This window comes from Micromonospora taraxaci (genome assembly GCF_007830095.1).
Lineage (GTDB): Bacteria > Actinomycetota > Actinomycetes > Mycobacteriales > Micromonosporaceae > Micromonospora > Micromonospora taraxaci.
Genome location: NZ_VIWZ01000001.1, coordinates 4426340 through 4440601, shown reverse-complemented (window position 1 = coordinate 4440601; position 14262 = coordinate 4426340). Strand labels below are relative to the sequence as shown.

The 14262-nt window shown below is 70.5% G+C and carries 10 protein-coding genes; 6 read left to right on the top strand and 4 right to left on the bottom strand.

Annotation, left to right across the window (positions count from 1 at the left end):
- The first annotated feature begins 11 nt into the window (after window positions 1-11).
- Genes FHU34_RS20585 through FHU34_RS20565 form a run of 5 tightly spaced genes read left to right on the top strand, consistent with a single transcriptional unit; the run spans window position 12 to window position 4229 of the window.
- A complete protein-coding gene (locus FHU34_RS20585) occupies window positions 12-1316 on the top strand; it encodes a TrpB-like pyridoxal phosphate-dependent enzyme (protein WP_145783086.1) in 1305 nt (434 codons plus the stop codon).
- Window positions 1317-1374: 58 nt separating this feature from the next.
- On the top strand, window positions 1375-2073 hold the full coding sequence (locus FHU34_RS20580) for a flavodoxin family protein (RefSeq protein ID WP_244311750.1): 699 nt from the start codon (window positions 1375-1377) through the stop codon (window positions 2071-2073).
- Window positions 2063-2410 carry a cupin domain-containing protein gene (locus FHU34_RS20575; protein WP_145783082.1) on the top strand — a complete coding sequence of 116 codons (348 nt, stop codon included), beginning with the start codon at window positions 2063-2065 and terminating at the stop codon, window positions 2408-2410. The genes FHU34_RS20580 and FHU34_RS20575 overlap by 11 nt, the downstream gene beginning before the upstream one ends.
- Window positions 2407-2775 carry a chorismate mutase gene (locus FHU34_RS20570; protein ID WP_145783080.1) on the top strand — a complete coding sequence of 123 codons (369 nt, stop codon included), beginning with the start codon at window positions 2407-2409 and terminating at the stop codon, window positions 2773-2775. Before FHU34_RS20575 ends, FHU34_RS20570 begins: the two co-directional genes overlap by 4 nt.
- Window positions 2772-4229 carry a UbiD family decarboxylase gene (locus tag FHU34_RS20565; RefSeq protein WP_145783078.1) on the top strand — a complete coding sequence of 486 codons (1458 nt, stop codon included), beginning with the start codon at window positions 2772-2774 and terminating at the stop codon, window positions 4227-4229. Before FHU34_RS20570 ends, FHU34_RS20565 begins: the two co-directional genes overlap by 4 nt.
- On the opposite strand, the gene pdxR is transcribed toward FHU34_RS20565, so the two are convergent.
- The 3 genes from pdxR to FHU34_RS20550 all read right to left on the bottom strand — a co-directional run bounded on the left by pdxR (window position 4174) and on the right by FHU34_RS20550 (window position 7246).
- Window positions 4174-5685 carry a MocR-like pyridoxine biosynthesis transcription factor PdxR gene (gene pdxR / locus FHU34_RS20560; protein ID WP_145783076.1) on the bottom strand — a complete coding sequence of 504 codons (1512 nt, stop codon included), beginning with the start codon at window positions 5683-5685 and terminating at the stop codon, window positions 4174-4176. The genes FHU34_RS20565 and pdxR overlap by 56 nt on opposite strands.
- Before the next feature lie 74 nt (window positions 5686-5759).
- The gene (locus FHU34_RS20555; RefSeq protein WP_244311749.1) at window positions 5760-6668 is read right to left on the bottom strand and encodes a CDP-diacylglycerol diphosphatase; all 909 of its coding nucleotides are present in this window, start codon (window positions 6666-6668) and stop codon (window positions 5760-5762) included.
- Window positions 6669-6790: 122 nt separating this feature from the next.
- Window positions 6791-7246 carry a hypothetical protein gene (locus tag FHU34_RS20550; protein ID WP_145783074.1) on the bottom strand — a complete coding sequence of 152 codons (456 nt, stop codon included), beginning with the start codon at window positions 7244-7246 and terminating at the stop codon, window positions 6791-6793.
- A gap of 429 nt (window positions 7247-7675) precedes the next feature.
- On the opposite strand from FHU34_RS20550, the gene FHU34_RS20545 reads away from it, so the two are divergent.
- Window positions 7676-10672, top strand: coding sequence for a glycoside hydrolase family 95 protein (locus tag FHU34_RS20545; protein WP_244311748.1), 2997 nt, complete (start codon window positions 7676-7678; stop codon window positions 10670-10672).
- 65 nt (window positions 10673-10737) lie between these two features.
- On the opposite strand, the gene FHU34_RS20535 is transcribed toward FHU34_RS20545, so the two are convergent.
- On the bottom strand, window positions 10738-14202 hold the full coding sequence (locus FHU34_RS20535) for an alpha-glucuronidase family glycosyl hydrolase (protein WP_145783072.1): 3465 nt from the start codon (window positions 14200-14202) through the stop codon (window positions 10738-10740).
- Window positions 14203-14262 lie beyond the last annotated feature (60 nt).

The window sequence follows — 14262 nt, the reverse complement described above, 5'->3', positions numbered from 1 at the left end:
TGGAAGAGGCCATGACCGCGACGAAGTTCGTGCTGCCCGAGAGCGACATCCCGACGACCTGGTACAACGTGGTCCCCGATCTGCCCAAGGGGCTACCTCCGATGCTGCACCCCGGCACCCGGGAGCCCATCACCCCGGCCGACCTCGAACCGCTCTTCGCCACCGGCATGGTCGAGCAGGAGTTCTCCACCGAGCGGGACATCGACATCCCCGGGCCGGTGCTGGACATCTACCGGCAGTGGCGGCCCAGCCCGCTGGTCCGGGCCCGTCGCCTGGAGCAGGCCCTCGGCACCCCGGCCCGGATCTACTTCAAGTACGAGGGGGTCAGCCCGGCCGGCAGCCACAAGCCGAACACCGCCGTTCCGCAGGCGTACTACAGCAAGCAGGACGGCGTGCAGCGGCTGACCACGGAGACCGGCGCCGGCCAGTGGGGCAGCTCGCTGTCGATGGCGTGCTCGTACTTCGGCCTCGACTGCGAGGTCTTCATGGTGCGGGTCAGCTACGACCAGAAGCCGTACCGGCGGGGCCTGATGGAGACGTTCGGAGCGTCGGTCACCGCGAGCCCGAGCGACCGCACCGGTGCGGGTCGGGCGGCGCTCGCCGCCGACCCGGACTCCAGCGGCAGCCTCGGCCTGGCCATCTCCGAGGCGGTGGAGGCGGCGATGAGCAGCGGCGGCGCGGCCAAGTACGCCCTCGGGTCGGTGCTCAACCTGGTGCTGATGCACCAGACGATCATCGGCCAGGAGGCGTTGCTCCAGTTGGCGATGGCCGACGACTACCCGGACGTCGTGGTCGGCGCGGCCGGCGGCGGGTCCAACTTCGCCGGGCTGGCCCTGCCGTTCCTGCGCCGCCAGTGGGGCGGCGGCCCGGCGGTGCGGTTCGTCGCGGCCGAGCCGGCCTCCTGCCCGTCGCTGACCAAGGGCAGTTACGACTACGACTTCGGCGACACCGCCGGGCTCACCCCGCTGGCCAAGATGCACACACTGGGCCACGACTTCCACCCGCCGGCGATCCACGCCGGTGGGTTGCGGTACCACGGCATGGCGCCGATCGTGAGCGCGCTGCGGGAGATCGACCTGATCGAGGCGCGGGCGGTGCCGCAGACGGCCTGCTTCGAGGCCGGTGTGCTGTTCGCGCGCAGTGAGGGCATCGTGCCGGCGCCCGAGTCCACCCACGCGGTGCGGGTGGCGGTGGACGAGGCGATCCAGTGCCGGGAGACGGGCGAGTCGAAGGCGATCGTCTTCTCCCTGTCCGGGCACGGTCACTTCGACATGCAGGCCTACATCGACTACTTCGCCGGGAAGCTGACGGACTGACCTCGCAGGGGGTGGGCGCGGTGCGGCGCCCACCCCGCGACGAGCACCGGGGGTGAAAGTGCACAGCGAAGCAGGGACCATCCTCGCCATCAACGGATCGGAACGGGTCGGCGGCAACACCGACCACGCCATCGCGTACGCGGGACGACTCATCGCCGAGCGGGGCGCCGTCCTGCGCACCATCCAGTTACGTGAGCACCGGATCTCGCCGTGCAGCCCGTGCGGCGACTGCAACAGCCGCACAGTGCCCTGCCAGGTGGACGACGACGTCCCCGCCCTGGTGGAGCAGATGACAGGTGCCGACGGGCTGATCTACGCGGCCCCGGTGCACGGCTTCGGCCTGGCCCACCTCATGCAGGTCTTCATCGAGCGCGCGGGCGTCGGCTACCTGCGTTTCACCCGTCCGCTGGCGGACAAGGTGGGCGGCATCATCGTCACCGGGCGACGGTACAGCGACTCCTCCGTGCACAACCAGATCGTCAACAACCTGCTGCTCAACCGGATGATCCTGGTGGGCAGCGGTTTCCCCGTCCTGCTGCGCAACACCACCGGCACACCGGGCCTGCACGACGCCGAGGGCGTCGACGCGCTGGAGCGGATGGTGCACCGGATGCTCGACATGGTGCAGCTGCTCAAGCAGCATCAGCGGGTCGACGGCGATCCGGTCCTTCCGCGGCGGGACCGCAACGAACGCGTGCCGCGGCCCCGCCGCAACGATTCCGCCCCGACCAGAGGAGATATCGAGAATGTCCACTGAGCAGGTCGCCGCGCCGGTCGGCATCGACTTCCCGGCCACCGAGTGGGAGAGGTGGGACAAGCCGGGCGCCGAGGGCCGCGTCAAGATCTCGTACGTCGGGGGGCAGCGGCTGCGCCTGCTGGAGTTGCCGCCCGGCTTCGACGAGCACCACTGGTGCCTGCGCGGCCACACCGGCTACGTCCTGCAGGGCGAGTTCACCATCCACTTCCGGGACCGGTCGGTGCCGTGCCGCCCCGGCATGGGGTTCGTGATCCCCGACGACGAGGAGCACCGGTCCCAGGGCAGCGACGCCGAGCCCACCGTCGTCTTCGTGGTCGACCAGGTTCCCCAGCCATGACCGACCAGCACTGGTTCGCGGCACCGGCCGGCGGGGAGCCGGCCGGTGCCGCCGACGGCCCGACCCGGATCGCCGAGCTGCGGGGCGTCATCGACCACCTCGACCAGCGGATCATCGCCCTGCTGGCCGAGCGCACCCGGGTGGTGCAGGAGCTGACCGCACACAAGACGGACGAGGCGACCGTCCGATCACCCGACCGGGTGCGGCAGGTGCTCGACCGGGTGTCCGACCTGGCCGTGGGAAACGGCATGCCTCCGGAGGTGGCGGTCGGCACCTACCGTGCCCTCATCGACGAGCTGACCCGGATGCAACTCGACATGCTGGCGGCCCGCCGCGCCGCCGCGTCGGCGGGGGAGGAGCGGTGAGCCGAACACCCGTCGACCTGCGGCACGCCCTGGCCACCCTCGACCCGCTCCCCGGCGAGCTGGTCCGCGTTCCCGCCGAACTACCGGCCCGGTACGGCGTCTCCGCGCACTACGCCCGCTGGGCAGGTGCGCCGGCCGCCCCGCCCACCGGTGCCGGCCCGGCGGTGCTCTTCGACCGGGTACGCCCCGACCACGGTCCGACCCGAGCGGTGCTGATGGGCCTGTACGGCACCCGACGGCGCGCGGCCGGGCTGCTCGGCTGCACACCGGCCGAGTTGCCGCACCGTCTGCTCGACGCGGTGGCTGCACCCCGCCCGCCGGTGCCCGCGCACGACCCGTCCCGCTGGCCCCGCGAGACGCTGCCGGTGGACCTGACCGCGCTGCCGGTGCCGGTCCTCACCGACGAGGACGCCGGGCCCTACCTGACCCTCGGCGCGGTGCTCGCCACCGACCCGGACACCGGCGTCCGCAACCTGTCCGTGCACCGGATGTGCGTCCAGGGTCCGGACTCGCTGACCATCTGGATGGTGCCCGGCCGGGACCTGGAGCTCGCGTACCAGGCCGCGTTGCGGCGGGGGAGTCCGTTGCCGGTGGCCGTCCACCTCGGCCTGTGCCCGGCGGTGCTGCTCTCCTCCTGCTGCCCGACGTCACTGGTGCCACCCGACCTCGACGAGCTGGCGGTGGCCGGCGCTCTCGCCGGACAACCGGTGGAGCTGCTGCCCTGCCGCACCGTGGACGCCGAGTTCATCGCGCACGCCGAGTACGTCATCGAGGGCGAGTTGCTGGCCGACCGGGCGCCGGAGAGCCGACACGGCACTGTCGCCACCCCGGAGTTCCTCGGCTACCAGGGCCGGGCGCATCCCGCGCTGCCGTTGATCCGGGTCACCGCGATCACCGCCCGGGAGAGCCCGATCCTGCAGGCCGTGTCCGGGCCCGGGCACGAGCAGTCGGTGCTGCTCGGTTTCGGGATGGAGGCCGCGGTGCTGGACGTGCTGCGCCGCCGGGGCACGCCGGCGCTGGCCGCGCACTGCCACACGGCGGGTGGCGGTCAGCTCATGGTGGTGTTGCAGTGGCCGGCGAAGCGCGGCCCGGAGGACGATGTCGCGGTACGCCTCGCCGCGGAGGCGGTGCTGGAGCAGTTCCGGATGGCCAAGCTGGTGCTGTGCGTGGACGACGACGTCGACATCGAATCCGACCAGGACCTGTGGTGGGCGATGGTCACCCGTTTCCAGGCCGATCAGGACCTGCGCGTGTTGCCGGACCGGGAGGGCTTCCCCCTCGACCCGAGCCAGCACACCGGCTACTCGCCGTCACTCTCGGCCGACGGGCGTACGGCGAAGGCGGTCTTCGACTGCACCGTCCCGTACGCCCAGCGGGCCCGGTTCATCCGGCCCCGTTTCACCGAGCCGTCGATTCCCGCACCGCGGCGGCCAGCAGCGCCACGCCCTCGGTGATCCGTGCGGTGGGCAGCGCCGCGTACCCGATCAGGAAGGTCGGTTCGGCCGGTGGCCGGGTGACGAAGTAGCCCGAGGCCGGGTAGATCCGGACGTTGCGTGCGGCGGCGGCGCGCACGATCGCCGCCTCGTCGGCGTCGGGCGCGCCGCCCAGGGTCACCAGCACGTGCAGCCCGGCGGCCGTGCCGGAGATGCGCACACCCGCGCCGAAGTGTTCGTAGAGCGCCTCCAGCAGCCGGGCGCGTCGCTGCCGGTAGAGGCGGTCCATCCGGCCGATGTGCCGGGCGTATGCGCCGGAGGAAATGAACTCGGCCAATGCTTCCTGGGTCAGCGTCGGGGTCAGCCGGTCGGTGATCCACTTGACGCCGAGGAACGGCCGGACGAGGTGCTGCGGCAACACCGCGTACCCGATGCGCAGCGACGGGAAGAGGGTCTTGCTGAAGCTGCCGACGTAGACCACGTCCGCGTCCTGCGGGTCGGCGGCCAACGACGGGAGCCGCTCCTCGGCGAACGTGAACTCGTTGTGGTAGTCGTCCTCCAGCACCGTGGCGGAGTGTTCACGGGCCCAGCGCAGCAACGCTCGTCGCCGCCGCTCGGACATGATGAACCCGGTCGGGAACTGGTGCGACGGGGTCACGTAGATCAGGCGTACCCGGGACGGGTCGTGGCCGTGCGCGCGGACCTGGCTTTCGATCTCGTCGACCCGCAGGCCCTCCTCGTCGACGCCGACCGGCACCACGGCGGCCCGCGAGTAGCCGAAGATCTGCCGCAGCACGGTGTGGCTCGGGTCCTCGATGACCACCACGTCGTCCGGGCCGACGAGCAGCCGGACCAGGATGTCCATGGCCTGGGTGGCGCCGCTGGTCACCACCGTGTGTTCGCGGTTGGCGTCGAGTGCGCGGCTGCGGCGCAGCAGGGCGCTGATCTGGGTGCGCAATGACGAGGCGCCCTCGGCCGGGCCGTAGCCCAGCGCCACCGCGTCGGCCCGACTGACCGCCTCGGCGAGCGACTGCCGCCACCGGGTCACCGGAAAGCTGGCCAGCGCCGGGGTGCCGTGCCGGAAGTCGTACGCGCCGTCCGGCCGGTGCATCGGCGCTGGTTCCCAGGGCTTCCAGAGCGGGCTGCCGGCGTCGGTGGGCAGCGGAGGCTCGGGCCACAGTGGCGGGCGGGCGGCGCGCTGGGCCGGTGGCGGGGTGTCGGTCAGCGCGCCGCTGACGCGGGTGCCGGATCCACGCCGTGAGGTGAGCACCCCGTTGGCCCGCAGCAGTTCGTACGCCCGGGTCACCACGGTCCGGGAGACCCGGAGCTGGTGGGCCAGCTCACGGCTCGGCGGCACCGGGTCGCCGGGGCGCAGTCGACCGGTGCGCACGGACCCGCTGATCTGGTCGCAGAGCTGCTGTTGCAACGGAACCGAACTGTCGCGGTCCAGTGCGACGAGAAGCTGGGACGAACTCACCTGCGCGCGCACCCCCCAGGATCGACGCTGGTTCCGAGTCTAGTCACGACTCGGTGCACGCCGGCCGAGCCCCGCTACGCGTAGGCGAGGAGGAAGTCGACGGTGCCGGTGCCGCCGGGCTGTCCGGGTGCGACGGGCAGGCCGGGTTCACTGTTCAGGACGTAGAACCCGCCGCTGCCGACCAGGCGGGGTGTCACGGCGAGGATCTGCGCCGCCATCGTCGCCCCGGTGGGGCGTACCACGCTGTCGAGCAGGAGCCGGAAGAGGTTCTCGTTCAGGTTCGCGACGTGCAGGACCCGGTACGAGCGGGGCGCGGGCTGGCCGGTGCTGGTCAGGCCCCAGACGGGCACGACCTGGTTGCGCCAGCGCGCCGGGTTGTTGGTGATCGTGCTGTCGTGGTTGTTCAGTTGCGTCTGGATGCCGGAGTGGATCCCGGCCAGGTGGATGTGCAGCTGGTCCTGCATCCGGATCGTCGGGTCGGCCGAATTGATGCCCAGCCCGATGTGCGGGTAGACGACGTGTGCGGGTTGACCGGACTGGGCGTTGTTCCACGCTTCCAGCCAGTAGTTGGGGGCGTTGGTGGTCGTGATGAACGGGCACTCGATGCCGCTGATCCGGCAACTGGGGACGAGGAGGAAGTCGTGGTTCGACCCCGACCCCCCGTTGAGGATCACGTAGGTGGGGGTCGTCCGTAGACACTGCGGGAACGGCGGGCCGGTCTTGGTGCCCTCGCAGACCTGCACCCGGTCCCACAGGTCGTACCGGCCTCCCGTGTCGGTGGGGTAGCCGCACAGCTGGGAGGGCGTGGGGCAGGCGGTGGCGCCGGGGCCGCCGGGTTCCGGCGGGGCCGGCGCGGGGGTCTGGCCTCCGTCGGCGTGCCCGCCGTCGGCCAGTACCCGGTCGGCGCCCATCAGGCCCAGGAGTCCGGTCGCGCCGGCGGTCCCGGAGAGCCGGACGAACTGTCGTCTGGGTATCGCACCCACCGTGGCCTCCGTGATCGCCCTCCAGGAACGAGTCGAGATTAGGACGAACCGGCTGAACGGTGCGGCGGCCGCCGCACCGCGTCCCCTGAACGTGTCCGCTGCGGACTGCTACTCGACCGCCGTCACTGGTCGCGGCAGCCGACCTGGTCGCCGATCTCGTTCGGGATGCCGAACGGGCTGCATTCGATCGCGCTGCCTTCGCCCAGCTTCTTCCACCTGCCGTTGTCGTACTCGAAGACCAGTACGCCGTCGCCCTGCATGCTCGGGTCGACGGCGCGCACTCCGGCCGTCGCCCACCGACGTGCGCAGTTGATTTGGTCCGGGTCGATCCGGTGGCTGTCGCCGAGCCCTGACACCCGCTGAAGGGTGGCCGCGCTGACCGGACAGGCGGCCCGGGTGGCGTCGGGTGTCGCGGGTGCCGTGCGGGTCGGCGAGGTGTCCGGGGAGGCGGACGTGGCCCTGGGTACGGGCGACGTGGTGCCGGCCCCGGCCTCCGGCGTGGGCGAGGGGGTCGTGCAGGCCGCGAGGCCCGCCAGTACGGCGACGGGCACGAGGGCACGTAGCGGTGTCGAGGTCATCGGGTCCTCCGGTCCAACCTGGAAGTGTTTCCCGCTAGACGCCCGTCGACCCGTCGAGGTTGCGGCCGGCCGGGAGGCCGGGGAATCCGCCCGAAGGACGGTACATCCGATGTATGGGCACCTACCTGGTCGCTCGACGGTGGCCGGTCGGGGATCCGTCCGTGTCGGGAAGCGCCGGGTCGATGCCGTCTCCCTGTCGGCGGCGCTCCGTGGAACGGGTCAGAGGGCGGATTCCCATCATCTATCGACCATTGCCGATTCCGTTGCGTCGGAGTAACCTTCGCGAAACACGTCAGATGTCTGGCTGTCTCCGGGGCTGATCTCGGCCGGTCAATGCGGTCGCGGTCGATGCCAGCAAGCGGATCCCGACGACGGCTCTCATGGTTGTCCCGCTTCGGGTGGCCGGACCGGTCACCGTTTGGAGGATCGATGTCCGACCTGACTCGACGGCAAGCCATCAAGATCGGCGCGGCCGGTGCGGGCGGCGCTCTCCTACCGCTTCCCTGGACCGCCGCGGCCCGCGCGGACGCGGTGGCACCGCCGCAGGTGCTGGCCGCCGGGGACCTCGCCCTCTGGTACGACGAGGGGGCCGGCACGGACTGGCTCCGGGCGCTGCCGATCGGCAACGGGCGCCTCGGCGCCATGGTTTTCGGCAACGTCGACACGGAACGGCTCCAACTCAACGAGGACACCGTCTGGGCCGGCGGCCCGCACGACCCGAGCAACCCCCGGGGCGCCGGTTCGCTGGGGGAGATTCGGCGCCTGGTCAACGCCAACCAGTGGACCCAGGCCCAGGACCTGATCAACCAGACCATGATGGGCAACCCCGGGGGTCAACTGGCCTACCAGACCGTCGGTAACCTGCGGCTCGCCTTCGGGTCGGCCAGCGGGGCGTCGCAGTACGACCGTACCTTGGACCTCACCACCGCCACCGTCACGACGTCGTATGTGCTCAACGGCGTCCGTCACCAGCGTGAGGTGTTCGCCAGCGCGCCGGACCAGGTCATCGCGATGCGACTCACGGCCGACCGGAGCAACTCGATCAGCTTCACCGCCACCTTCGACAGCCCGCAGCGCACGTCGGTGTCCAGCCCGGACGGTGCCACGATCGGCCTCGACGGCGTCTCCGGCAACATGGAGGGCGTCACCGGTCAGGTCCGCTTCCTCGCCCTGGCCAACGCCACCGTCACCGGTGGCAGCGTGTCCAGCTCTGGCGGCACCCTGCGGGTCACCAACGCCACGAGCGTGGTCCTGCTGATCTCCATCGGCTCCAGCTACGTCAACTACCGCAACGTCGGTGGCGACTACGGTGGCATCGCACGGCAGCGCCTGAGCGCCGCCCGGGCCGTCAGCTTCGACTCGCTGCGCAGCAGGCACGTGGCCGACTACCAGGCGCTCTTCAACCGGGTCACACTGGACCTGGGCCGCACCTCGGCCGCGAACCAGACGACCGACGTGCGGATCGCCCAGCACAACAGCGTCAACGATCCGCAGTTCTCCGCGCTGTTGTTCCAGTTCGGCCGGTACCTGCTGATTTCGTCCTCGCGGCCCGGCACGCAACCGGCCAACCTGCAGGGCATCTGGAACGACTCACTGACCCCCTCGTGGGACTCGAAGTACACGATCAACGCGAACCTGCCGATGAACTACTGGCCGGCCAACACGACGAACCTGGCCGAGTGTCACAACCCGGTGTTCGACATGGTCCGGGAGCTCTCGGTCGCCGGTGCGCGTACCGCCCAGGTGCAGTACAACGCGGGTGGCTGGGTCACCCACCACAACACCGACGCGTGGCGGGCCACGGCAGTGGTGGACGGCGCGTTCTGGGGGATGTGGCAGACCGGTGGCGCGTGGCTGTCGGTGTTGATCTGGGACCACTACCTGTTCAACGGCGACATCGAGTTCCTGCGGACGAACTATCCGGCCATGAAGGGTGCCGCGCAGTTCTTCCTGGACACCCTGGTGACCGAGCCGACCCTCGGCTACCTGGTGACCAACCCGTCGAACTCGCCGGAGCTCAGCCACCACTCGAACGCCAGCGTGTGCGCCGGCCCCACCATGGACAACCAGATCCTGCGGGACCTCTTCGACGGCGTCGCCCGTGCGAGCGAGGTCCTCAACGTGGACAGCACCTTCCGGGCGCAGGTCCGGGCCACCCGCGACCGGCTCCCTCCGATGAAGGTCGGCTCGCGCGGCAACATCATGGAGTGGCTCTACGACTGGGTGGAGACCGAGCCCAACCACCGGCACATCTCCCACCTGTACGGGTTGGCCCCCAGCAACCAGATCACCAAGCGCGGCACCCCGCAGCTGTTCGAGGCGGCCCGCCGGACCCTGGCACTGCGCGGCGACGACGGGACCGGCTGGTCGCTGGCCTGGAAAATCAACTTCTGGGCACGGATGGAGGAGGGCAAGCGGGCACACGACCTGATCCGCTACCTCGCCACCACCGCGCGGCTCGCGCCGAACATGTTCGACCTGCACCCGCCGTTCCAGATCGACGGCAACTTCGGCGCGACGGCGGGCATCGCCGAGATGCTGCTGCAGAGCCACGCCGGCGAGTTGCACATCCTGCCCGCGCTGCCGCCGGCCTGGCCGGCCGGGAAGGTGACCGGCCTGCGGGGTCGCGGCGGGCACACGGTCGGCATCACCTGGAGCAACGGTCAGGCCACCGAGGTGCTCGTCCGCCCGGACCGCGCCGGCACGGTCCGCCTGCGCGCCCGCATTCTCACCGGCACCGTCACTGTGGTCGACACCGCCGACGGTTCGGCGCCCCGGGTCACCCGGATCGAGTCCGACCTGGTCGAGGTCACCGTCCAGGCCGGGCGCACCTACCGGGTCACCAGCACGGGCGTCGCCACCCCGACGCTGGAGCAGAGCTTCACCAACGCCGGCATCACCAACGACAGCAACACCAACGTCGGAAACTTCGACGGCAACGGGGCAAGCCTGTCCGCGCAGGCCCTGGCCTCGGCCGGAGCCAGCCCGGGCGCCACGATCAGCCGCAACGGGGTGACCTTCCGCTGGCCCAACGTCAGCCCCGGCACGGCCGACAACGCCGTCGCATCGGGCCAGACCATCGGCATCAGCGGCACCGGCAGCACGCTCGGCTTCCTGCTGACCGGCACGTACGGCACCGTGTCCGGGACAGGCACCGTCGTGTACGCCGACGGCACCCGCCAGACGTTCACGCTGAGCTCGCCCGACTGGTACGGCGGGCCCCACTCCGGGGGAACCGCCGCCATCGTGTCCGCGTACCAGAACCGGCCCAACAACGGCCGCCAGGCCACGGCCGCCTGCATCTACTACGTGGGTGTGTCGTTGCAGAGCAAGGCGGTTGCCCAGGTCGTCCTGCCCAACATCAGCGCGCGGCCGGCGGCCAACGTGCCGACCATGCACGTCTTCGCCGTCGCGATCGGCGGCTGACGGACCAGGTCCGCCACGGTGCACGACGACCGGGCCCGCTCCGATCGGGGCGGGCCCGGTCTCCGTCACGGCTGGCGGATCTGCTCACCCAGGCTCCGCACCCGGAAGTGGTCGAAGGCGACGTCGAGGTCGGTGGAGGTGCCGGCCCGGTTGAAGGCCAGCACCCCGGCCTTTGTCGGCTCGGCGTTCAGCGTCTGGGAGCCGATGTAGCGGTAGACGCTTCCGTCGGTGGAGTAGTAGGCGCGGTAGCTGTTTCCGATCTTCGTCAGGCGCAGCCAGATGGCCCCGTCAGCCCCGACGATGCGCTGGGCGTCCGCACCGGTGATCTCCACCGTCGACGTCACGCCGTTCTGTTCGCGCAGGAAGACGACCCGGGCCTTGTGGACCGGCGCGCCGGCGTTGGCCATCTCCCAGGCGAGCTTGACGTAGTTGTCGTCGTCCGCGTACGCGAGGACACCGCCCTGCTCGTTGTTGGCTGCGAGTGGCCGGGAGAAGACGATCCTGGAGTCGGCCGTCCAGTCGCCGTCGACGTCCTGAAGTGCCAGGTTCTTCGCGGTGTTGACGGTGCCCTGCAGGTCACCCTGCTGGGCGGTGATGACCAGGGACCCGTCGGCCAGACGCCACCTGCTGTCGTCCGGCCGAACCCACTGCCACTGCGGGCCGAGCTGGGTCGAGGCGAACTCGTCGCTGCCGGTGAGAGTGGTGTTCAGGTCCACCACGTAGACCGACGACGCGCCGCCGTTGGTGACGGTGACCCGTGCCTGCCCGGTGGCGCTGTCAGAAGCCGTGACCACTACCGAGGCGGCGGGGTCGGCGGCACGTGCCGTGACGGTCGGCACGGTCGTGGTGCCGGCCGGCGTGAGGACGTTGTAGTGCAGCACCGTCGGGGAGAAGGACGCCAGGGGCCTGTCGTCGACGCGCAGGCTCGCGAGCGTCGTGTCGGGCACCAGGTTGAAGACGTAGTTCTTCACCAGAGGCCCGAAGAAGCCCTTCGTGGTGACCTTGACGACCGCCTGACCGGGTACGCCGGCCGCCTGCGAGACGACCTCGTAACGGGCCTTCCGATCGGCGGTCCGCACCTTCGTGATGGTCGGCGACGCCCCGGCCGGCACCGGGATGGTGTACGCGTTTTCCGACAGGTTGAAGCCGCCGAACTCCTTCCCGCCCACCACGATCGTCGCGGACAGCGGCGCGTCGTCCACCGGGATGTCCCGCCCGCTGAACTCCTTCCAGTAGTTCACCGAGGTGTCCCGCCAGTCGGCGGCGTCCGCCTCGTGGACGGCGAGCTTGGCGCGTACCTCCGCGAACCGGCGTGCGTCGATGTCGGGCTGGAGCGTCTCCCAGGTCTCCCGCATCCAGGTCACGTACTGCACGCCCATCTGGTAGCGGTAGACCAGCTCGTCCCAGAACGTTCGGCCGCTGTCCATCCGGTGACCCCAGGGCACGTGGTGGAACCACATGAGCAGGTTCTCCGGGATTGAATCGATGTTCCCGTAGCGCTGCTGCAACCGGGGAAAGTACTGGGCGGCCAGGTTGCTGCCGGTGGGGGAGCGGTCGAAGCCCAGGCCGACGCTGTCGGCCTTGTTGTAGTAGATCGGGCTCCAGTCGTCGCGGCCCGCCCAGTCGGCGGGGTCGGGGCGGTAGTGGGCGCCCTCGGCGAACTGGTGGCCGATGCCCAGCGGCGTCTGGTAGCTGACCAGCGACTCCCAGGAACCCATCATCATCGTCCGGATCGTGTCGACGACACGCCGGTCGTTGCTCCAGGTCATCCGGACCCAGTCGGTGGCGATGTCCTCCGCGTCGAGTGTCCAGTCCCATGCCTGACGGCCGAAGGCGAAGAGGTTCGCCTGGGAGAAGTGGTGCCCGGTCAGGTTGTCGGCGTTGCCGAGGTTGGCGACACCGACGATGGCCGTGTCCGAGTGGTGCTGGGCGGTCCCGTCGACGATGTCGCCGACCAGGCGCTCGCGCAGCAGCTTCCCGTTGGCGTCGGTGGCGTACGTGTCGGTCTTGAGGATCTCCTCGTACATCGGACCGAGGTAGGCCAGCATCCAGTTCTGGCCCGTGTACTCCTGCGTGATCTGGAGTTCCAGGGCCTGGTTGGTGTTCTCCATCCGGCCGAACATCGGGTGGATGGGCTCCCGGGCCTGGAAGTCCAGCGGCCCGTTCTTGGTCTGCAGGAACACGTTGTCGGCGAAGCGCCCCCTACTGCCGTCCGGCTGGACCTCGTCGTCGATCGGCCCGAACTCCAGGTAGGCCCGCTTGAGACGGTCGTTGTCGACCTCGGCGTTGTAGACGAACGTCCGCCAGTGCACTGTCATCCCGAGTGGCGCCACCGCGGCGGCGATGGCGTTGGCGCCGTCACCGTGGTCGTACCCGAAATCCTGTGGCCCTGGCTGGCCCTCCGAGTTGGCCTTCACGGTGAGGCCCATGAAGTCCGGGATGGCGGCCTGGATCTGCCGGGCCCGTCGGTTCCACCAGCCCCGGAAGTCGGCGCCGTAGGGGTCGAGCTGGCTGTTGGTGAGCGTGTCCGGCGCGAAGCGGCTGTCGGTGGGCGCGGTGTAGCGGATCGACAGGCCCAGCTTGATGCCGTACGGACGCAGCGCGTCCGCCAGGGCCGCCTCCTGCGCGATCCGGGCGCTGGTCAGGTACGCGTTGTCGGCGTTGACGTTGTTGATGGTGATGCCGTTGATGCCGAGGGACGCCAACGCCCGTGCCACCACGATGTAGCGGTCCAGGATGACGGGCAGGTTCCGTCCGGCGCTCGCCCCGGTCGCCGCGAAGTTGAAGATCGCCCCGCTCTCCCCGTTCAGTCCGCCCAGCCCGGATGCGTTGTTGCCGGCGTAGAGGCGCTCGGTCTCCCAGTTGTTCAGCAGCCGGTGTTTGATCTTCGGTGACTCCGCGACGCGGAGACGGTCGATGGGTTTCTGCGTCTGCAGGAGCCGCAGGAAGGCGTAGGTGCCGTACAGCGCGCCGAGGTCGGTGTTGCCGGCGATGACGGTGAACCGCGCCTTCCCGCTCGTCACCGAACGGACGAGATAACCCTCGTCGCCGACCTTGGCCAGGTCCCGCGCCGGGACGGTACGGCTCACCAACGGCGAACTCGTCGGCGTGCCGACGACCACCGCACCGTCCGGTACGCGGTGACCGTCGACCGTCGTCACGGGAGTCGGTTGGCCGAGCAGCCCGCCCAGCCCGCGTACCAGCTCGTCCCGGGCCGCGCCCAGCGTGGTCTCGGCCAGCTTCTCAGCGGACCCGGGTGCCATGGCGAGGTCCGGCGTGTGCCGGTGGACCTTCGTGGCGTCGGCGTTCTCGACCACGATCCCCGTGACCGTCCGGCGATAGTCGCGCAGCAGCTTCGAGTCGCTGACCGGCACGTACCGCAGCCACAGGTCGGAGCCGCTGTAGTCGTCAGGTGACGGGGCCGCGGCGACGGGTGTCGTGGCGACCGTGAGGGTGGCCGCGACCGTGGCGAGCACCGTTCCCAGCACGATGAGAGTCCGCCGTAGCCTGGGCGTCGAACCTCGGATCATCGCCATCTCCTCGTTCGTCCACTCGGGATGCCGTACGGCCCGGCGTGCGAGCACGACGAC